At 71.9% G+C, this 20,264-nt stretch carries 17 protein-coding genes and 1 pseudogene; 6 read left to right on the top strand and 12 right to left on the bottom strand.

What is annotated here, in order from left to right:
• Positions 1-29 precede the first annotated feature (29 nt).
• A pseudogene (locus ACIQPT_RS00205) lies at positions 30-626 on the top strand (DUF6357 family protein); the annotation flags it as partial.
• A gap of 132 nt (positions 627-758) precedes the next feature.
• Here the strand turns inward: ACIQPT_RS00205 and ACIQPT_RS00200 are convergent.
• The 5 genes from ACIQPT_RS00200 to ACIQPT_RS00180 form a co-directional block, all read right to left on the bottom strand.
• The gene (locus tag ACIQPT_RS00200) at positions 759-2,282 is read right to left on the bottom strand and encodes an aldehyde dehydrogenase family protein (protein WP_401150695.1); all 1,524 of its coding nucleotides are present in this window, start codon (positions 2,280-2,282) and stop codon (positions 759-761) included.
• Positions 2,283-3,025: 743 nt separating this feature from the next.
• Positions 3,026-4,279 (bottom strand): GAF domain-containing protein, encoded by a 1,254-nt coding sequence (locus tag ACIQPT_RS00195; RefSeq protein ID WP_401150692.1) that lies wholly within the window; start codon positions 4,277-4,279, stop codon positions 3,026-3,028.
• A 110-nt stretch (positions 4,280-4,389) separates the two neighbouring features.
• Complete coding sequence (locus ACIQPT_RS00190) at positions 4,390-4,974, bottom strand: N-acetylmuramoyl-L-alanine amidase (RefSeq protein WP_401150689.1); 585 nt, start codon at positions 4,972-4,974, stop codon at positions 4,390-4,392.
• A gap of 358 nt (positions 4,975-5,332) precedes the next feature.
• Positions 5,333-6,799, bottom strand: a complete 1,467-nt coding sequence (locus ACIQPT_RS00185; RefSeq protein ID WP_401150687.1) for an SWF or SNF family helicase — start codon at positions 6,797-6,799, stop codon at positions 5,333-5,335.
• Positions 6,796-9,756 (bottom strand): DEAD/DEAH box helicase, encoded by a 2,961-nt coding sequence (locus tag ACIQPT_RS00180; protein WP_401150684.1) that lies wholly within the window; start codon positions 9,754-9,756, stop codon positions 6,796-6,798. The genes ACIQPT_RS00185 and ACIQPT_RS00180 overlap by 4 nt, the downstream gene beginning before the upstream one ends.
• A gap of 257 nt (positions 9,757-10,013) precedes the next feature.
• On the opposite strand from ACIQPT_RS00180, the gene ACIQPT_RS00175 reads away from it, so the two are divergent.
• Positions 10,014-11,084 carry a fatty acid desaturase family protein gene (locus ACIQPT_RS00175; RefSeq protein ID WP_401150682.1) on the top strand — a complete coding sequence of 357 codons (1,071 nt, stop codon included), beginning with the start codon at positions 10,014-10,016 and terminating at the stop codon, positions 11,082-11,084.
• Positions 11,085-11,165: 81 nt separating this feature from the next.
• Positions 11,166-11,348, top strand: a complete 183-nt coding sequence (locus tag ACIQPT_RS00170) for a hypothetical protein (protein ID WP_050362970.1) — start codon at positions 11,166-11,168, stop codon at positions 11,346-11,348.
• 21 nt (positions 11,349-11,369) lie between these two features.
• On the opposite strand, the gene ACIQPT_RS00165 is transcribed toward ACIQPT_RS00170, so the two are convergent.
• Positions 11,370-12,317, bottom strand: a complete 948-nt coding sequence (locus tag ACIQPT_RS00165; RefSeq protein ID WP_401150680.1) for a hypothetical protein — start codon at positions 12,315-12,317, stop codon at positions 11,370-11,372.
• Positions 12,318-12,512: 195 nt separating this feature from the next.
• On the opposite strand from ACIQPT_RS00165, the gene ACIQPT_RS00160 reads away from it, so the two are divergent.
• Complete coding sequence (locus ACIQPT_RS00160; protein WP_401150678.1) at positions 12,513-13,424, top strand: oxygenase MpaB family protein; 912 nt, start codon at positions 12,513-12,515, stop codon at positions 13,422-13,424.
• Between the two features lie 25 nt (positions 13,425-13,449).
• Here the strand turns inward: ACIQPT_RS00160 and ACIQPT_RS00155 are convergent, their stop codons facing one another.
• The 5 genes from ACIQPT_RS00155 to ACIQPT_RS00135 form a co-directional block, all read right to left on the bottom strand.
• The gene (locus tag ACIQPT_RS00155) at positions 13,450-14,049 is read right to left on the bottom strand and encodes a class I SAM-dependent methyltransferase (RefSeq protein WP_401150676.1); all 600 of its coding nucleotides are present in this window, start codon (positions 14,047-14,049) and stop codon (positions 13,450-13,452) included.
• A 59-nt stretch (positions 14,050-14,108) separates the two neighbouring features.
• Positions 14,109-14,684 carry a TerD family protein gene (locus tag ACIQPT_RS00150; RefSeq protein ID WP_401150673.1) on the bottom strand — a complete coding sequence of 192 codons (576 nt, stop codon included), beginning with the start codon at positions 14,682-14,684 and terminating at the stop codon, positions 14,109-14,111.
• Between the two features lie 213 nt (positions 14,685-14,897).
• Positions 14,898-15,062 carry a Sec-independent protein translocase subunit TatA gene (gene tatA / locus ACIQPT_RS00145; protein WP_087763773.1) on the bottom strand — a complete coding sequence of 55 codons (165 nt, stop codon included), beginning with the start codon at positions 15,060-15,062 and terminating at the stop codon, positions 14,898-14,900.
• A 64-nt stretch (positions 15,063-15,126) separates the two neighbouring features.
• Positions 15,127-17,877 (bottom strand): magnesium-translocating P-type ATPase, encoded by a 2,751-nt coding sequence (gene mgtA / locus ACIQPT_RS00140; RefSeq protein WP_401150670.1) that lies wholly within the window; start codon positions 17,875-17,877, stop codon positions 15,127-15,129.
• The gene (locus ACIQPT_RS00135; RefSeq protein ID WP_401150668.1) at positions 17,870-18,235 is read right to left on the bottom strand and encodes an ArsR/SmtB family transcription factor; all 366 of its coding nucleotides are present in this window, start codon (positions 18,233-18,235) and stop codon (positions 17,870-17,872) included. Before ACIQPT_RS00135 ends, mgtA begins: the two co-directional genes overlap by 8 nt.
• Positions 18,236-18,532: 297 nt before the next feature.
• Here ACIQPT_RS00135 and ACIQPT_RS00130 point away from each other — a divergent pair, with 297 nt between their 5' ends.
• The gene (locus tag ACIQPT_RS00130) at positions 18,533-19,189 is read left to right on the top strand and encodes a GTP-binding protein (RefSeq protein ID WP_401150665.1); all 657 of its coding nucleotides are present in this window, start codon (positions 18,533-18,535) and stop codon (positions 19,187-19,189) included.
• 25 nt (positions 19,190-19,214) lie between these two features.
• Here the strand turns inward: ACIQPT_RS00130 and ACIQPT_RS00125 are convergent, their stop codons facing one another.
• On the bottom strand, positions 19,215-19,643 hold the full coding sequence (locus tag ACIQPT_RS00125) for a PPOX class F420-dependent oxidoreductase (protein WP_401150662.1): 429 nt from the start codon (positions 19,641-19,643) through the stop codon (positions 19,215-19,217).
• A gap of 140 nt (positions 19,644-19,783) precedes the next feature.
• Here ACIQPT_RS00125 and ACIQPT_RS00120 point away from each other — a divergent pair, with 140 nt between their 5' ends.
• On the top strand, positions 19,784-20,197 hold the full coding sequence (locus ACIQPT_RS00120; protein WP_401150660.1) for a roadblock/LC7 domain-containing protein: 414 nt from the start codon (positions 19,784-19,786) through the stop codon (positions 20,195-20,197).
• Positions 20,198-20,264: the final 67 nt, after the last annotated feature.

Raw genomic sequence — 20,264 nt, 5'->3', positions numbered from 1 at the left:
CGATCGGACGATCCTGCACGCCTCGTCCGGTCTGCGCGGCCCTGCGCGTGGCGACGGGAACGTCCGACGAGAACCGAGCTCAGGAGTACCACGCGAACCGGCGCCGCGCCGACCGCGGAACAGTGCTCGGTCCGCTCGACGTCGCGATTCTGAGGTACACGGGCCAGTACCCGCACCGTGCGACGGTTCCGGGACGGTCGCCCGACGCCGTCGACCCCGCGCTGCTGCCGGAGGTCATGCGTGTGATCGCCACCGCGGAGCAGGCGTGCGCCGGGACGCGGATCGGCCGCGATCCACGACGGGGAAGGCGCGCCACGGACCAGCGCGACCGGGACCGGACGGCGACGACGGTCGACGCGGCCGTGCGCCGGGCACACCCGGAGCTCGTCGACGACGCGGTGCGTTCTGTGAGCTTCCTGATGTGCTCGGAGGCCGCGGACCGCTCCAGGAGCACGCCCATCGAGGATGACGAGGAGGCTGCCGGAGACCGTGCCGACGCCGGCGGTAGTGCGAGGAAGACGGCTCTGTCGTTCACCGACGACAAGGGAGCCGAGCAGAAGTGGCTCTCGACCGGTCCTCGTACCGCCACCGCGGAGTTCTGGGAATACGTCGGCGATCGCTCTGCCGCCATCCCCGGCTTCGGGGGCGAGCCCGGTGGTCGGCTCGTCCGGAAACAACAGGAAGAACTGGTCGACGCGAAGCCGCGACCGACCCCGTCCCGGTCGCGGCCCTGCGGCGGGCGTCTTTTCCGCTTGCGTCTAGAAGAAGCCCAGCTTCTTCGGCGCGTACGACACCAGGAGATTCTTCGTCTGCTGGTAGTGCTCCAGCATCATCTTGTGGTTCTCCCTGCCGATGCCCGACTGCTTGTAGCCGCCGAACGCGGCGTGGGCCGGGTAGGCGTGGTAGCAGTTCGTCCAGACCCGGCCCGCCTTGATCGCGCGACCCGCCCGGTACGCCGTGTTGACGTCGCGGGTCCAGACTCCGGCCCCCAGCCCGTACAGCGTGTCGTTCGCCGTGCTGATGGCGTCGTCGAAGTCCGTGAAGGACGTCACGGCCACGACCGGGCCGAAGATCTCCTCCTGGAAGACCCGCATCCGGTTGTCGCCCTCGAAGACCGTCGGCTGGACGTAATAGCCGCCCTCCAGCTCACCGCCGTGCTCGATGCGCTGACCTCCCGTCAGGATCTTCGCGCCCTCCTGCTGCCCGATGTCCAAGTACGAAAGGATCTTCTGCAGCTGGTCGTTGGAGGCCTGGGCGCCGATCATCGTGTCGGTGTCCAGCGGGTGACCCGGCACGATCTGTTCCGTCCGGGCGATGCCCGCCTCCAGGAACGCGCCGTAGTGGCCGCGCTGGATGAGGGCACGCGACGGGCACGTACACACCTCGCCCTGGTTGAGGGCGAACATGGTGAACCCTTCGAGGGCCTTGTCGAGGAAGTCGTCGTCGGCGCGCGAGACGTCGTCGAAGAAGATGTTCGGCGACTTGCCGCCCAGCTCCAACGTCACCGGCTTGATGTTCTCGGAGGCGTACTGCATGATCAGCCGCCCCGTCGTGGTCTCGCCCGTGAAGGCGATCTTCGCGACGCGCGGGCTGGAGGCGAGCGGCTTGCCGGCCTCCGCTCCGAAGCCGTTGACGATGTTGACGACGCCCGGCGGAAGCAGATCCGCCACCAGGCTCAGCCAGTAGTGGATCGAGGCGGGCGTCTGCTCGGCCGGCTTGAGGACCACCGCGTTGCCCGCCGCGAGCGCCGGGGCGAGCTTCCATGTGGCCATCAGGATGGGGAAGTTCCACGGGATGATCTGGCCGACCACGCCCAGCGGCTCGTGGAAGTGGTACGCCACGGTGTCGTCGTCGATCTCGCTGAGCGAACCCTCCTGCGCGCGCAGAGCCCCCGCGAAATACCGGAAGTGGTCGATGGCCAGCGGGATGTCCGCCGCCAGCGTCTCCCGCACCGGCTTGCCGTTCTCCCAGCTCTCGGCGACCGCCAGCTCCTCCAGATGGGCTTCCATCCGGTCGGCGATCCTGTTCAGCACCGACGCCCGGTCCCCGGCGGACGTGGCGCCCCAGCCCGGCGCCGCCGCATGGGCGGCGTCCAGCGCCAGTTCGACGTCCTCGGACGTGCCGCGCGCGATCTCCGTGAACGGGCGGCCGTTGACGGGGCTCGGATTCTCGAAGTACTGCCCCCGGGCCGGCGGGACGTACTCCCCGCCGATCCAGTGGTCGTAGCGGGACGCGTACGTGACGATCGCGCCCTCGGTGCCCGGCGCAGCGTAACGGGTCATCTCTGTGGCCTCCCGGATCCGGTGCCGCCCGCCGTTGGACGGCCCTCGGCGCGAGGCTAGGGACGGGGACGTTGCAGGGGCGTTGCACCGGCGCGGGCTGGGCACGCAGGTTCGGCGCTGCTTGACTGCTCCAGTGATCGAACTGGTGGTTGCCCTGGCGGCGGCAGGGCTGACGGCGTGGTTGTTCCGCCGCAGAGTGAAGCAGCGAGCGGACAGTGCCGCTCAGGGGCATGAGATCAAGGTTCCCTGCCTGCTCCGACATCCTTCGCTCGCAGGGCGATGGCTGCGGGGGCGGCTGGTGACTGGCCCCGCCGGAATGGGCTGGGAGCCGCGGACCAAGGCCGGTGCGGCAGTGTCCCTCCCGGACGATGTGCGGCAGGTCGGCATGCGGTCACCGTCCTGGCGTGAGTCGATGAAGATCAACGGTAGGTCCACCATCGTTGAGTGCACGTCTGCCGAGGGGACCGTCCTTGTCGCTGTGATGCCGAATGAGTTGGATCACGTGCTCACAGCCTTGCGCGGCAGCCGAGCTGAATAGGGCGCATCCCGTCACGCCGGGGTGGGGCGATGCTGAAGTGCGGCCGGGTCCGGCGCGCCGTCGCTGAACAGGCCGCGGGCCTCCTCGGTCCACCACCACAGCAGTTCGTGTCCTACCCGAGCGAGCAGGCCTTCCGTTCCCACGTTCCCGACCCGTCTGTCCGACCGGTCCCGTCGCGCGGGAGAGGGGAATGGTCGGACACCCCCTAGCCGCGCTGCTCGGCGTCCAGCCCCCGGACCCGGGCCAGCAACGCCGCCCGCTGCTCCGCCGGAACCGCCCCGGCCAGCGCGCTCCACACCGGGAGGTCCTCCTCGCCCCACGGGCTGTACGCCCAGTCGGCGAGCAGCCCCGGATCACCCCGGGCGATCAGCGCGGCCCGCAGCTGCTCCGTGATCCGCCGCCGCAGCCGTACGACGGCCGGGGCCCGGGAGCCCGGCAGCAGCGGGCCGGTGTACGCGTCCAGCGCCGCCGCCACCGCGCCCGAGGCCAGTCGGCGCGTCACCGTGTCGAAGTCGGCGTCCACCGGGACGGCCAGCCGGTACGGGCGCGAGCCCAGCAGATCGGGTCCCAGCAGCCGCCGGAGCCGGGAGAGTTCGGCCCGCAGCGTCACCGGGGTCACCGACTCGTCCTCGTACAGCTCGATCAACAGCTCGTCGCCGCTCAGACCCTCCGGCCGACGGGCCAGGGCGACCAGGATCTCGCTGTGCCGCCGGCTCAGCCGCAGTCGCCGTCCCCGCGCCACCAGCAGTGCCTCGTCCCTGCCCAGCGCGCCCAGCCGCACCGCCTCGACGTCCGGCGGCGGGGCCAGCAGCGCGAGCTGTGACTCGGCGGCCCGGGCCACCGCCTGGACGAACGCCAGACTGTGCGGATGGGCGAGACGGTCGCCGCCCGTGATGTCCACGGCCCCCAGCACCCGGCCGGTGTGCGGGTCGTGCAACGGCGCCGCCGCACACGTCCACTGCTGGACCGGCCGCAGGAAGTGCTCGGCCGCGAAGACCTGCACCGGGCGGTCCACCGCGATCGCCGTTCCCGGAGCGTTCGTCCCCGCCACGGACTCGGCCCAGCGGGCGCCCTCCACGAAGTTCATCAGCCCGGCCCGCCGCCGCGCCGTCTTGTGGCCCTCCACCCACAGGAGGCGGCCGTGGGCGTCGCAGACGGCCAGCAGATGTTCCCCGTCCGTCGCGTACGCGCCCATCAGCTCGCGGATCACGGGCATCGCACGCGCCAGGGGATGCGCCGCCCGGTAGGGGCCCAGCTCGTCCGGGCCGAGCTCCACCGCCGGGGCGTCGTCCGGACTGACCCGCGCCCGTGCCGAGCGGCGCCAGGAGGCGCCGACCACCGCACGGACCGGCCGCTCCAGCCGTCCCGCCGAGGTGAACGCGTCGTGGGCGCGGCGCAGCGCGCCGCTCCGTTCGCCGGGATCGGTGTCCGTCGCCAGGGCCACCCAAGGATCCGTCAACTCAAACCCTCCCGTCCAAGGGCCGTCGTGCCCTCCCATCGTCGTCGCCGTCGGTCTCCGCGACAACCTCGGTGCGGAGAGTCATCAGGACGGACGGCGGGGGAGTGGCCTCAGGTGACGTCGCCGATGAGCCGGAGGTAGCGCTCCCAGTCCCAGTGGACGCCCGGATCGGTGTGGTCGCTGCCCGGCACCTCGTGATGGCCGACGATGTGCTCCCGGTCCTTGGGGATGCCGTGGCGCTCGCAGATGTCCGCGGTGAGCCTGGCGGACCGCAGGTACATGACGTCGGTGAAGAACTCCGGGCGGTCCACCCATCCTTCGTGTTCGATGCCGATGCTCCGGGTGTTCCAGCTCCAGTTGCCCGCGTGCCAGGCGATGTCCTTCTCGCGTACGCACTGGGCGACATGGCCGTCGCCCGAGCGCACCACGTAGTGGGCGGACACCTGCTTGGCGGGGTTCCGGAAGATGCCCGTGGTCGGTGTGAACAGTTGCTGGGCGACATGGATGACGACGCGGTCGATCCGGCGGTCCGAAGGGCGGGCGGGAACGGTGTAGTTGGCGGGGGCGGCCGGGGCCCAGAGGGCCGTCGCGTAGTCGGTGGAACCCCGCGGCGCCGCCATCGCCCGGGCGGAGGCCGGCAGGACAGCGGCCGCCAGCGTTGCGGCGGCGCCCTGGATGATCCTTCTGCGGTGCAACAGCACTCCTGAGGCGGGGCCTGGGGAGGGGCCGGGACGGGACCGGGGGTGTACGGAGCTGACGGGGGTGTACGGAGCTGACGGAGGTGCCGAGCTGAGGCGTTGAGGTTCCCCGGCCGTGGGTCACCTCCTCCGTCGATGCGGATGACGATCCTGCCGGACATCCGGTTCCCCACATCCGCCTTTCCGGACGCGCGTCCGCCTCCCACGCGCCCGGAAGTGTCCCTTCCCGGCGGGGCGTTGTGCTCGCCGGGCACACCGGATTCCACCATGAGCCCCGGTCCGGCAGCCCCGCAGCTCCGCAGCCCCGCAGCCCGGCCCAGCAGCCCAGCAGCCCAGCAGCCCGGCCCGGGGGAATTCAGACCGCCGAGGCCGCCACGTCCACTCCGTCCGACGCCGCCGCCCCGCCGGCGGATCCCGCCAGCGCTCCTGCCGGGTCGTCGTCCGCCGGCCCGGCAGGCACCCAACGACCGCGCTCCTTGCGGTAGGGCCACCAGCGTCCGTCCCGGTCGAACCGGAGCTGGACGTCGGCGCCCACCACCGTCCAGCGGGCCCGGCCGCTCGCCCGCAGCGTCGGCCGCTCGCCCGTCTCCCACGCCTCGCCGAGCCGGGCGCGGGCCCGCTCCAGGTGCTCCGGATCCGGCGTCCACTCCTTGTCCAGCACGGCGAGCGCCGCGACCCCGCCGTACCGCCAGGCGCGGACCGCCGCGTCCAGGTCCGCGGGCGGACGGCCGGACCCCGTGGCCAGGCGGGCCCCGATCCGCGGCTCCGGCCGGGCGTCAGCGGCCAGCCGCACCGCGTCCTGCTGCGGCGTCAGCTCCAGCGGGAGCGGCTGCTCTCCGTGCCCCGGGGCCAGGGCGTCCAGCAGCATCCGGCGGGCCCGCACCGCACTGTCGGCCGCCAGCACCTCCAGGGCCGCCGGGTCGATCCCGGGCACGGGGCCGGTCTCCGTGTCCAGCGACGGCCCGGTCCCCGGCTCGTCGGGGGCGGGCGGGGGAGCGGGAAGCGGCGGCAGGATCCCGGCGGCCGCGAACGCTTCCCCGGCAGGGACCCCGCGAACCTCCCGCTCCACGTCACCGGCGTCCTCCCGCGCCCCGCAGTCCCCCGCCCGGACCGCGCGGGCGGTGCTGCGTACCTGGAGCTCGTCCAGCAGCCGCCGCTCGTCGCGCCCCCGCATCAGCAGCAGAACGAACGGATCCTCGTCCAGCAGGCGCGCCACCTGGTAGCAGAGAGCGCCCGAGTGCGGGCAGTGGTCCCAGGCCCCGCAGGTGCACTCCGGCTCCAGATCCCCGATGCCGGGCAGCAGATCGACCCCGGCGCTTGCCGCGTCCTCGACCAGGTGCGGCGGCATCTCCCGGTCCAGCAGCGCCGCGATGTGCCCGGCCCGGTCCACCGCCATGTCCAGGAACCGGTCCCAGGCGCCCGAGCCGAGCTGCTGGAGCAGGACGTCGCTGCGGTAGGCCGTGCCGTCGGGGTCCCGCACCACCGCAGTGATCCGCCCCGGCCGTACGGAGACCGCCCCGACCCTGCCCTCCCGGGCCAGCCGCCTTCCCTGCTTGAGCTGTTGACCGTCAAGAGCCGTGTCCTCCAGAGCCTTGAGCCACGCCCGGCCCCACCAGGAGGTGGCGAAACCCCGGCCGTGCGCCGGGGGAAGCGCCGCGAACGTACGCTCCGGTCCGCTCTGGCCGTCCCGCGAAGGCCCGTCGTCGTCCCCGTCGTCGCCCCCGTCCGAGGAGCTGGACGCGTCCGCGTCGCCCGCCCCGGACTCCGCCCCGTACGCGTCGTCGTACTCGTACTCGTGGTCGTCCTCGTATGCGTCGCTCATCGTGCGCCCCCTCGCAGCTCGACCAGGTCGGCCAGTTCCGCATCGGTCAGTTCGGTCAGCGCCGCCTCGCCGGAGCCGAGCACCGCGTCCGCGAGGCCCTGCTTACGGGCGAGCATCTCGGCGATCCGGTCCTCGATCGTGCCCTCGGCGATCAGCCGGTGCACCTGCACCGGCTGCGTCTGGCCGATCCGGTACGCCCGGTCCGTCGCCTGCGCCTCGACCGCCGGATTCCACCAGCGGTCGAAGTGCACGACATGACCGGCCCGGGTGAGATTGAGTCCGGTGCCCGCCGCCTTGAGGGACAGCAGGAACACCGGCGCCTCGCCCGCCTGGAAGCGGGCCACCATCTCCTCGCGCCGGGCCACCGGCGTACCGCCGTGCAGGAACTGCGTGCCCACCCCGCGCGCGGCCAGATGTTCCTCCAGCAGCCGGGCCATCTGCACGTACTGCGTGAAGACCAGCACCGAACCCCGCTCGGCCAGGATCGTGTCCAGGAGTTCGTCCAGCAGTTCGACCTTCCCCGACCGGTCCGCGATCCGCGGCTGCTCCTCCTTGAGGTACTGCGCCGGGTGGTTGCAGATCTGCTTGAGCGCCGTCAGCAGCTTCATCACGAGCCCCCGCCGCTCGAAGCCGTCGGCGGCGGAGATCTCCGCCAGGGTCTCGCGGACCACCGCCTCGTACAGGCCGGTCTGCTCCGGTGTCAGGGACACGGCCCGGTCGGTCTCGGTCTTCGGCGGCAGTTCGGGCGCGATCCCCGGGTCGGACTTCCTGCGGCGCAGCAGGAACGGCCGCACCAGCGCCGCGAGCCGCTCGGCGGCACCCGGGTCGTTGCCGCCCTCGACCGCTGCGGCGTACCGCGTGCGGAAGGCGCCGAGCCGGCCGAGCAGACCGGGTGTCGTCCAGTCCAGGATCGCCCACAGCTCGGAGAGGTTGTTCTCGACGGGGGTGCCGGTGAGCGCGACACGGGCACGGGCCCCGAGGGTGCGCAACTGCTTGGCCGTCGCCGAGTGCGGGTTCTTGACGTGCTGCGCCTCATCGATGACGACCATGCCCCAGGACACGGCGGCGAGCCGGGGCGCGTCGAGACGCATCGTGCCGTACGTCGTCAGGACGAACTCGCCGTCCACCAGGCCTTCCAGGGAGCGCGACGCGCCGTGGAAGCGGCGGACGGGGGTGCCCGGTGCGAACCGCTCGATCTCCCGCTGCCAGTTGCCCATCAACGACGTCGGACACACCACCAGCGTCGGGCCTGCCGCGTCGGGGTCGCCCTGCCGGTGCAGATGCAGGGCGATGAGTGTGATCGTCTTGCCGAGGCCCATATCGTCCGCGAGGCAGGCGCCGAGGCCGAGCGAGGTCATCGTGTTCAGCCAGTTCAGACCGCGCACCTGGTAGTCGCGCAGGGTCGCGGTGAGCGCCTCGGGCTGCCCGATCGTCTGGTGGGCGGCGGACTCAGGATCGGCCAGCCGGTCCCGCAGCCGCTGGAGCCAGCCGGTCGCCGCCACCTCGACGCGCCGGCCGTTCACCTCCGTCGAACCGGTCAGCACCGCGCCGAGCGCGTCGATCGGGGTGACCTTGCGGTCCTGGGTCTCCCGGGCCCGGCGCGCCTCCTCGGGGTCGATGAGCACCCATTGGTCGCGCAGCCGCACGATGGGCCTGGTGGACTCGGCGAGCCGGTCCAGCTCCTCGCGGGTCAGCTTCCGGTCGCCCAGGGCGAACCGCCAGTCGAACGACAGCAGGGCGTCGGCGGAGAGGAACGAGGGCGTGTCCGCCGTGGTACGCCCCTGCCGTCCGGCCTCCGACCCGTCGGCCTCCCGGTCCGGGGAGGCCGTGTCGTCCGGCCCGATCACCGCGCGCGCGGTGAGCTTCCTGCTCAAATCCCTGGGCCAGTGCACCTGAACACCGGCGGCGGCCAAGGCGCGCGAGGCGGACCCGAGCAGCTCGGCGATCTCCTCGTCGGCCGGTTCGACCGAGTCCGGCACCGCGGCGGAGAGCAACGGAGCCAGCGGGGGCCAGGCGCGGGCGGCCCGCCGCAGGGTGAGCAGGGCGTCCATCCGGGCCCGCGGCCCGAACGCGGCGGCGGTCCGCGAGCCGCCCGCCCACACCTCGGCCGCATCGGCGACCAGGGAGGGATCACTGACACTGTGGATCTGCAGCACGGCCCGGAACGACGGAGCCATCACGTCCGGACCGCCCCCCGGCCCCACCGCTCCCGGCGCGGCCTCGGGGGCCGCCTCCGTGCCGCTCCTGCCCGAGGTCACGCCCACGACCTCGATACGCAACGAGAGTCGTACGCCCGCGTCGTGACCGGCCGCCACATCGGCCGCCCAGGCCCGCCCCTGGGGCAGACGCTGCGGCTGCTGGGCGGTGAACGCGGGCCCGGCGGCGGCGAAACCGGCAGCCGGTGTACGGGGCATCGCGTCGGCCACGGCATCGAGGAACGCACGGAGCAGGCGCTCCGGTTCGGGCAGCAGCGGTTCGCCGTCGGCCCCCTCAGGAACGGGAACGGGAGTCGCGTGGGCGGTCGGCGGCATCGACGCCGCCAGTTCCCGGATCCGTTCGAGATCCTCGGCGCCCAACGGCCCGATCCGCCAGGCGTCGTGGTCGGTGGAACTCAGCCCCGGCAGCAGCAGGCCACGGGCGACGAACTGGAGGGCCAGCAGCGCGGCGGCGCCCCAGAAGGCGGTGGCCGGGGAGGCCTGCGCGACAGCGCGCGCCCGGGTCAGCACCGGAAGGGCGTCCCGCACGGGCAGGCACAGCGCCGAAACCGTACGGGGTCGGAGGTCGGCTCCGACCACGGTCAGTTCCGACGAAGTCCCGGGAGTGTCGGAAGGGGTGCTACCGTCCGGATTCCAGAACGCGATCCTGCCGGTACGGGCCGGATCCGCGGGCATGAAGACCGCGGAGCAGCGGGACAGTTCGGCGATCTCGGAGGGCGTTGCCGCGGGGTGCCTGTGCACAGCGATGTCAGATTCCTCAAATTTGACTAGTGGGCGGAGTCGCCGAGGGTACTCCACTCCGTGCGACGACAGGCCGTACATCTGTGTGGCATGCGTCACTCCTTCTCTCGTTCCGGCCTTGATGGTGCAGCCAGCCCCACCATCGGGCACGGGGGTCTGCCCCCGGGGAACCGGGGTGGTGACGCCATGGCCCCCACCGGCCCCCGGTCCGTACGTTCGACGAGGCCAGCGCATATGTTCCAGAGACCGGAGACGTCATGCCCCAGGCGACAGCCACTGTTGCGGATCCCGCCGACGAAAGCAGCCCGGACAGCCCGGCGGGTGCCCGCGGTGCGGCGGCCGGAAGCGACTTCGCCCCGCTGCTGCGTCTCGTACGGGACCAGGGCCTGCTGGAGCGCCGCACGGACCGGTATGTGCTCGGCATCGCCGCCAATCTGACGGCCCTCGGTGCGCTGATCACCGGCTTCGTCCTGCTGGGCGACACCTGGTGGAGCCTGTTCCTCACCCTGCCGCTGGCGGTCCTGTGGACCCGCACGGCCTTCGTCGCCCATGACGCGGGACATGCGCAGATATCCGGCGACCGCAGGACGAGCAGGCTGATCGGCCTCCTGCACGCCAATCTGCTCCTCGGCATGAACGAGGCGTGGTGGAACGACAAGCACGTACGTCACCACGCCAACCCCAACCACATCGACAAGGATCCCGATGTCGGAGTGGGCGCCCTGGTCTGGACCCAGAAGCAGGCGGCACAGCGTGAGGGATTCGCCCGCTGGCTGACCAGGAACCAGGCCCGGCTGTTCTTCCCCATGCTGTTGCTCGAGGGCATCGCGCTGAAGATCTACGGATTCCAGTTCCTGCGCCGTCAGCCCCTGCGGGAGCGGACCGTCTCGGCGCTGTTGCTGACCGCGCACATGGCCCTCTACGCGACGCTGCTGCTGAGCACCCTGTCCCCGGGCAAGGCGATCGTCTTCGCTCTGCTGCTCCACGCGCTGTTCGGCCTCCACCTGGGCATGGCCTTCGCCCCGAACCACAAGGGCATGGAGATGCCCGACCCCGACGGCGAGCGCTGGGGCCACCTCCAGCGGCAGGTCCTGACCTCGCGCAACGTACGCGGCGCGATCCTGACGGACTGGTTCCTCGGCGGGCTGAACTACCAGATCGAGCACCACCTCTTCCCGAGCATGCCGCGCCCCAACCTGCGGCTCGCCCAGCCCCTGGTCAAGGCGCACTGCGCCGGGATCGGCATGCCGTACGCGGAGACCGGACTGATCGAGTCCTACCGGCAGGCGCTGTCGCACATGCACGAGGTGGGCGAGCCGCTGCGATAGCGCGGCCGATGGGGAACGTAAGGGAACGCGGACGCGTTCTTACAAGCAGGAGCGGCGCCGGCCGCGAAGGAGGCGTGGACCATGTCGAATGGTGCGAAGGTCGCTATCGGGGGAGTGCTCGCGGCGGCCATCCTGTGGCCCCTGATCGGATTCTGGTGGGCGCTGCTGATCGTGATCGGAGTTCCCGTGGCGGGCTATCTGCTGCTGGACCCGTCCCAGCGGCGCAGGCTCCGCAGGATCAACCGCAAGGAGATCGGCCGCTGAGCGCGGCCACTCCCGCGGGTGTCACGTGGGGTGGACGGCCAGCTCCTCCAGGGCGCTGAGCAGGCCGGGCAGCGCGGCTCCACGGCCGACGGGGATGACCGTGCCCGGCTCCTCGTCCAGCAGGAACAGCGCGATGTCGTCGGTCCGGGCCACCATCGACCACCCCGGACCGTCGACGCGCAGCGTGCGTGCGTCGGCCGAGGCGTACGAGGAACGGATCCGCCCGGGTGGCGGCGGAGCCTTCGTATAGCCGTCCGCCTCCGACAGCGCCCTGCGGACACCGGGGTGCCGGGGGGACGGGGAGTGACCGCTCTCCGGCACACCCTCCGCACGCTCCGTGTGGTTCTCCGGCCCCACACGCTCCGTGTGGTTCTCCGGCCCCACACGCTCCGTGTGGGACTCCGGCTCACCTTCCGTGTCGTTCTTCGGCGCCCCTTCGCTCCCCGGCCGCGGGAACTGCGCGTCGTCGATCTGCTCGCGCCACACCGACCACTGCGCGGCGATCTCGTCCGCTCCGAGTCGCCGCTGCGCCGGCCCCCAGGCCTCCGCGTCGGGAGGGGCCAGCGGGGCGGGGCCCTCCCCTTCTGTCTCCGGGTCGTGCGGATCCGGGACACCGGGCGCCGAGACGGCCAGGTCCATCGGCCAGCCCGGCAGGGCGCACACCATGGAACGCTCGTCGGGGGAGAGGTCGTGCTCCATGCCGCAGTCCCACGCGGCGATGGCGACGGCCACCTGGGAGGCGTCATCCACGACCACGGTCCACCGGGCCCCCTCGCCGTCCTGCCCGAGGACGAGGCCGTAGCCCTCCTCGAACGGTTCGAGCGCGAGCGCCTCGCACGCGGCCACGTAGTCGTCCCCCAGCACGCTGGGGAACCGCGCGGGCGTCAGCAGCATCGCGGTCAGTACCAGCAGCGCGTCGTCGGCGACCGCATCGTCCGCACCGGCCATGGTGTCCTCCCCATCGCTCATCGCCCACCAGCCCATCGCTCGTCCCTTGGTCCGTCGGCGCACCCTAACTACTCGGTAACCCCCTCGTCGAGGCCCTGACGAGCAGCGCCGAACCGGGGCCGCGCCCATCCCGTCCGGGTGCGGGGAGGCCGGAGGCCCGGTCGCGCGGGAGACCTCCGCGTAAGCTTGGACATCCGGCCGAAACGAGGGGACAGCATGGTGGAGCGGTACGACCGGCTGAAAGAGATTCAGCGGCTTGACCCCGAGCGGGACTTCCTGGAGATCTACCGCCTCACCGTCAGCTTCGAGTTCCCCTGGGACATCACCCGCGCCCTCGAACTGGCCCTCTACCGCACCTATGCCGTGCCCAGCATCGGCCGACTCCTCGACGAGACGGCGGAGTTGACGGAGCGCTCCCAGAAACGCTACGACGACACCGCCCTGCTGCTCGACACGGTGGTGGAGCACGGCTTCGACACCGACGAAGGCCGCACGGCCGTCCGCCGGATCAACCAGATGCACCGCAGCTACGACATCAGCAACGACGACATGCGCTATGTCCTGTGCACGTTCGTCGTCACCCCGAAGCGCTGGCTGGACAACTTCGGCTGGCGGCGGCTCTGCTGCCACGAGCTGGGCGCCTTCGCCGCCTATTACCGCACGCTCGGCGCCCGCATGGGGATCAAGGACCTTCCGGGGAGCTACGAGGACTTCGAGCGCACTCTCGACGCCTACGAGGACGAGCATTTCGGCTGGGACGAAGGGGCCCGCCGGGTCTCGGACGCCACCCTGGCGCTGATGGGATCCTGGTATCCGGCCCCCCTCGCCCCGGTGGTGCGCGGCGCCAGCCTCGCGCTCCTGGACGACTCGCTGCTCAGGGCGTTCCGCTACCGCCGCCCGGGGCCGGTCGCCCGCGGACTGACCAGGGGCGCGCTCCGCCTCCGGGCCCGTGCCGTCCGGCTCCTGCCGCCCCGGCGGACGCCCCACTACGCGCGCCAGAACCCCGAGATCAAGGGATATCCGGACGGGTACGAGATCGCGGGGCTCGGCACGTTCCCCACGCCGGGTGTCCGTGGCTGCCCGGTTCCCGGCCGCGGGGCGTCGCCGTCGCCGTCGCCCGCCGAGTGATGAGACCTACCGCCCCGCCCCGGCCTCAGGTCTGCCTGACCGCGAGGGCGAGAAAGCGGTCGTCCTCGTCGGTGTAGGACTCCAGCCGCCACCCCGCACCGGCCAGCAGCTCACGCAGCCTGGGCTCGGCCCGCAGATCGTCGTCGGTGAGGGTGCGTCCATGACGCGCGGCGAGGGCGGCCCGGCCGATCGGATGGAACAGAGCCAGGACCCCGCCCGGCCGGACCACCCGGGCCAGTTCCGTCAGATCGGCCCCGGGGCGGGCCAGGTGCGAGATCAGCCCGGCTCCGAACACCGCGTCCAGGGCTCCGTCGCGCAGCGGCAGTCGCGCGACGTCGGCACGGAGCAGTGCCCCGCTGTCCCCGCGTCCCGCCCGTGCCGCTTCCTCCAGCATGGCCGGAGTGAGATCGGCGCCCAGCACCGTGCCCCGCGGCCCGACCACCGCCCGCAGCGCGGGCAGCGCACGTCCCGTCCCGCAGCCCGCGTCGAGCACGGCATCGCCGGGGCGCAGCCCCAGCATTCCGGCCGCGGTGGTGTACGCGGGACCGTCGTCGGGGAACCGGCTGTCCCAGCCGGCCGCACGCGGCGTGAAGAAGTCCAGGACATGAGTGTGGTCGTCGGCCATGCGGACATGATCGCGCAACCTGCTCGGGCCGCGCGATCACCCGAAGCCGATGTGTCCGGTCAGACGTTGACGCCGTAGTCCGATGCGATGCCCGCCAGGCCCGACGCGTACCCCTGGCCGACGGCCCGGAACTTCCACTCGGTGCCGTGCCGGTACAGCTCGCCGAAGACCATCGCGGTCTCGGTGGAGGCGTCCTCGCTCAGGTCGTAACGGGCGAGCTCGACGCCGTTGGCCCGGTTCACCACGCGGATGAACGCGTTGCGCACCTGACCGAAGCTCTGCCCCCGGCTCTGGGCATCGTGGATCGAGACGGGGAACACGATCTTCGCGATCTCGGCGGGAACCGACGACAGGTCGACCTCGACCGACTCGTCGTCGCCCTCGCCCTCACCCGTCAGGTTGTCACCGGTGTGGCGGACGGAACCGTCGGGGCTGTTGAGGTTGTTGTAGAAGACGAAGTGGCTGTCGGAGAGGACCTTGCCCGCCTCGGAGCACAGCAGCGCACTGGCATCCAGGTCGTGATCGGCGCCGGTCGTGGTCCGCACGTCCCAGCCGAGCCCGACCGTTACGGCGGTGAGGCCGGGGGCCTCCTTCGACAGGGAGACGTTGCCGCCCTTGGCCAGGGTCACACCCATGAATTTCCTCCAGTGTTCCGTCGGTCCGCACATGGGATCCGGGACCCCGCGGCTTCACCGCGTACGGGTCCGGTGATCAGTGCTGTTCTGCTGTCACTCTTGTGGCCGCTACCAGTACGAACGCTCGGCACGACGCTCCGGGTTCCCGGATTGCGCAAGCCATGAAATGAGCGGTGGCGGGGAAGGCCCGGCCGTCGCCCGGCCTCGGGCACGTCAGCGGGCGTTCTCGTCCTTCATCGCCTTGGCCTCGCTCTTGAGGATGCGCAGGGACTTCCCCAACGCGCGGGCGGTGTCCGGCAGCTTCTTCGAGCCGAAGACGACGATCACGATGACCGCCAGGATCAGCAGGTGCCAGGGTTCCAGGCCGTTGCGCAACATTCTGGTCCCGCCCTTCTCTCCGTTCGCGCGGCAACAGTTGCCACATTGCGCAACTGTACAACTGTCACTGGGTGTGGGAACCGGCGCCCCTCGCCAAGTGGCGACGCTCGTAGCGGCGGCGGGCCGCCGTGAGCCCGATGGCGTACAGCCCCAGGACCGAGCCGAGCAACAGGTAGTAGAGGGGTGGCAGGGCGCTCATGCCCAGCAACGGCCCGAGCGGGGTGAGCGGAAGGGCGACGCCGACAGCGGCGAGCCCCCCGGCGGCGGCCCGCAGAGGCCCGCCCGCCCGGCGTTCGGCGGCACTGCGACCGGTCCGCAGCAGGATCATCACGAGGGCCTGGGTGAGCAGGTTCTCCGTGAACCACCCGGCGTGGAACGCCGCCTCCCCGTCCCCGGCCGCGTTGTGGAGGGCGAGTGCGAGCACCCCGAAGGTAGCGAGGTCGGCGGCCGCGTTGAGCAGGCCGAAACCCGTGATGAAGCGCAGGAAGTCGCGCGGTCGCAGCACGGTGGGGCGGCGCAGGACCGACGCCGCCGGGCGGTCGAACGCGAACGCCAGCTGTGCCGCGTCGAAGCAGAGGTTCTGCACCAGCACCTGTGCCGGGAGCATGGGAAGGAAGGGCAGCAGCAGCCCGGCCGTCAGCATGGCGATGACATTGCCGAGGTTCGACGAGAGGGTGATCCGCAGATAGGTGGCGATGTTTCCGCTGCTGCGCCGGCCCGCCAGCACCGCACGGTCGATCGCGGTGAGGTCCTTCTCCGCCAGGACGACGTCGGCCGCTTCCCGGGCCACATCGACGGCGTTGCGCGGGCAGATGCCGACATCGGCGGCGTGCAGGGCGGGCAGGTCGTTGACGCCGTCCCCGAGGTAGCCGGTCGTGTGACCTCCGGCGCGCAGGGCCGAGACGATCCGGGCCTTGTGCTCGGGGGTGCAGCGCGCGAACACCGTGGCCCGGTCCGCCACCCGGACCAGCTCCGCGTCCGACAGGCTGTCCACCAGCTCGGCCGTCACCACGTCGTCGGGGCCGGGACGCCCCTCCGGACGCAGTCCGAGGTCCGCGCACACCCGGGCGGCCGTGCCCGGATGGTCGCCGGTGAGCACCTTGACGCTCACGCCCCGCCGCGCGAGGACCCCGAGCGCGTCGGCCGCGCTCGGGGCCGGAACGTCCCGCAGCGCCACCAGGCCCAGGAAGGTCAGACCCCGCTCGTCCGCAGGGGTGTACGCGCCCGTCCGGGCCGCCCGGTCGGCACGGGCCACGGCGAGCAGGCGCAGTCCGGTCCCGGCCTTCCGGTCCGCCAGGGCGCGCAGCCGGTCGCGCTCGTCCGGGTCCATGGCACACCGGTCGAGCACGGCCTCGACGGCGCCCTTGGTGACCAGGGTGTGGACGCCGAGCCGGCCGGGCCGCCTCACCACGGCGGTCGCGACGCGGCGCACCGGATCGAAGGGCAGCACCGCGACGCCCTCGTACGCGTCCGGATCCACCTCCCCGGCAGCGGACGGACCGCACTCATCGGCGGCGTCCAGCACCGCCTCGTCGAGCGCGTCGGCGGCGGGCAGCTCCGCCAGCTGGAGCGTCCACAGTGCGCTGACCGCCGCCCACCGCAGTACATCCGGATCGGGCCGGTCCGCACCGTCGGTCGCCCCGGCGACGACCGGCCGGTCCTCGGTCAGCGTGCCGGTCTTGTCCAGGCACAGCACATCGACCGCCCCCAGGTCGTGCAGGGCCGGGAGCCGCTTGACGATCACTCCGCTGGTGCGCGCCAGCCGGGCGGCGCCCCGCGCGAGCGTCGTCGTGACGATGACCGGCAGCATCTCCGGGGTGAGCCCCACGGCGACGGCCACGGCGAACGGCAGCGTCTCCAGGCCCCGGCCGCGCAGCGCCGCGTTGGCCATCAGCACCAGGGGCGGGGTCAGGAGCATGAAGCGGATGAGGGTCCAGGAGATCCCCTGGACGGACCGGTCGAAGGCGCTCGCGCCCCGCTGCTCGGCCCGGCCGCCCTGGGCGGCGGCGAACCGGGTCTCCCCACCGGTGGCCACGATCACCGCCGTACCACTGCCGGAAGTGACACTGCTGCCCTGGAAGCACCACTGCGGCTGCGCGAACGGTCCGGCCCCGGACAGAGCGGGGTCGGGGATGTCGAGGGCCTGCTTGGCCACCGGCGCCGACTCCCCGGTCAGGGCCGACTGATGCACGGTGAGGCCGTCGGTCCGCAGCAGTTGCACATCGGCGGGTACGAGATCGCCCGGCCGCAGCCGGATCACGTCCCCCGGCACCAGGTCGGCGACCGGCACCTCCCGTTCCAGGGGAGGGGCGTCGTCCGAGGCGCGGCGCACCACGGTCGCCGTGGTCGCCACCAGTTCCCGCAGCGCAGCGGTCGACCGGTCGGCGCGGTGCTCCTCGGCCGAACGCAGCAGACAGCTCACCGCGACGAGCGTCAGGATGACGCAGGCGGTGCCCCAGGCGGAGACGAGGGCCGACACCAGGCCGAGGCAGAGCAGTACGGAAGTGAAGGGGTCCCGGAGGCTGCGCAGGAAGCGCCGGGGCCAGGGCACCGGCCGCCGGGCGGGCAGTACGTTCTCGCCCGTCCGGCCGAGCCGGACCTCGGCCTCCGCCTCCAGCAGCCCGCGCGGGCCACTGTCGAGGGCGCGCAGCGTCTGCAAGGAGGTGGGCCCGGTGCCGGAGGCCGGGGCGGCGGTCGCGCGGCCCCCGCCGGTTCCTGCCGCGGCATCCGTGCCAGTGCCCGGAAACGGTGTGACGGAGGCCGGTGCGCCCGCGGTGATGTGTCCGGGACCCGCGGCTGAACTGCTCTCAGGCACCGAGCTCACGCAGGCGGACGGGCTCTTGGGAGGAGTGCCCGGCGCGTTCTGCCAATTGGCCGACCATGAGCCGGACGACCGTCACCACATCGGGATCGTCGACCAGATAGACCTGGCGTCGGCCTTCGCGGCGGGAGCGGACGAGACCTGCCAGTTTCAGCTTCGTCAGATGCTGGCTCACCGAGGGAAGGGTGCCGCCCACCCGCTCGGCGAGCCCCGTCACATCGCTCTCGCCCTGGGCCAGCGCCCACACGATGTGGAGCCGTGCCGGTGTCGCCAGGAGCCCGAACGCCGCCGCGGCCTCCGCCAGCACCTCCGCGGGCGGATCCTGGAAACCGCCGCCGGAACCTGTCGACACGCTCGTATCTCCTCGTCCCCGGGCCGTACACACGCACCCGACACCGCTGCCCGTTCGGGGCAACCGAAAAGACCAGTGTAGGGGCCACACCGGAAGGGCCCGGAGCCCGCGCGGGACGTCCGGCCCGTCGAAGAGAGAGGCAATGAGGTCGGGATGGGGCAAGGAATGACCGAGCAGTGAAGCCGCATCGGTCAAGAACGATCAACCGGCACCAATGAAGCCGACACGTTGCCATGCTGTCGGCCCAAGCGATTCCTGAAGCCGAAGCGGTTCCTGAAGAGAGAAAGAAGGGGACGCATGCCCTCCGAGCACGGCGACGGCGACGAGAGCCCCCGCACCGCCCACCGCACCCCCGGCAACGTCGGCAGGAGCATGATCGGAGAGGACATCGCGCTCACCCTGAAGATCGTCGTGGCAGGCGGCTTCGGGGCGGGGAAGACGACCCTGGTCGGCGCGGTCAGCGAGATCCGCCCGCTGTACTCGGAGGAGACCCTGAGCGAGAGCGGGCGGGACCGGCACGACACCGACGGGGTGGAGCGGAAGACGACCACGACCGTAGCGATGGATTTCGGCCGTATCACCGTCCACTCCGGTCTGTCGCTCTATCTGTTCGGCACGCCGGGCCAGGACCGCTTCTGGTTCCTGTGGGACGAGCTGTGCGAGGGCGCCCTCGCGGCGATCGTGCTCGCCGACACCCGGCGGCTGGAGGACTGTTTCGCCGCCGTCGACTACTTCGAGCGCAGGCGGATACCGTTCGTCGTCGCCGTCAACCGCTTCCCCGGCGCTCCTGGCCATACGGAGCACGATGTCGCGCAGGCGCTCGACCTCGACCCGGGCACGCCGGTCGTGCTGTGCGACGCCCGCGACCGGGCCTCCGGAAAAGAAGTCCTGATCCGTACGGTCGAGTATGCCGGGCGCATGCACACCGCCCGGCTCCTCGCTTCCGTCGGCTGACGGCCCGGCGCCGAGGTCCCGTCGGTCAGTCGACCATGTCGGCCATCGCGACCACCTTGTCGATCCGCACCCGCACGATCAGTTCGCCGGGCACGCCGTTGCGCCGGCCGAACTCCTCGGCGGCGTCGGCCTCCACGTAGCGGCCGGCGATCAGCGTCGCCCAGCGAAGCAGTTCCCCCGGGTCCTCGCTCAGTTCGGCATGTCCCTGCACCACCGCGAACGCGTACGGAGGCCGGTCGTCGTCCACGCACAGGGCGACCCGTCCGTCGCGTGCGAGATTGCGCCCCTTCACACTCTCCTTGCCGGTGTTGAAGACCACCGAATCGCCGTCGAGAAGGAACCAGACGGGTGCGATGTGCGGACTGCCGTCGGCCCGCACCGTCGAAACCTTCGCCGTGCGCGTGCCCTCCGAGATGAAGGCCCGCCATTCTTCATCGGTCATGTGGTGTGCCATGGGCCCATCCTGAGCCCGATCTCCGCATGGCGCGAAGCGGCACCCCGGGCGGTGAGGGGCGCTTGCCCCCACGAGGCCGTTGCGCAAGGCTTACGCGCGTAGCGGGGCACGGGGAACGAAGGTACGGGGAGGACGAGCACATGCCGCTTGACCGGGGACTTGACTGGCTCCTTGACGATCTCACCACCAGGGTGCAGTACATACGGCACGCCTTGGTGCTGTCGAACGACGGACTGGTCACCGGGGCCAGCGCCGGGCTCGCCCGTGAGGACGCGGAGCACCTGGCGGCGGTCTCCTCCGGTCTGCAGAGTCTGGCGCGCGGGTCGGGGCGCCACTTCCGGGCAGGCCGCGCCCGCCAGACGATGGTCGAGTTCGACGAGGCACTGCTCTTCGTGACGGCCGCGGGCGACGGCAGCTGCCTGTGCGTGCTGACCGCGGCCGAAGCCGACGTCGGCCAGGTGGCCTACGAGATGACCCTGCTCGTCAATCGGGTCGGAGAACACCTCGGAGTCTCCGTCCGCCAGGGCGGGCCCGAAGACATCGGACCCATCTGACCTGCAATTTTTGTCGTCGGTGGAGAGTTATCCACAGGGCTGACGAATGATGACTCCCTCGGGCTAC

The sequence above is a fragment of the Streptomyces sp. NPDC091289 genome (assembly GCF_044757365.1).
Taxonomy (GTDB): domain Bacteria; phylum Actinomycetota; class Actinomycetes; order Streptomycetales; family Streptomycetaceae; genus Streptomyces.
This window is presented reverse-complemented; position numbering and strand designations above follow the sequence as displayed.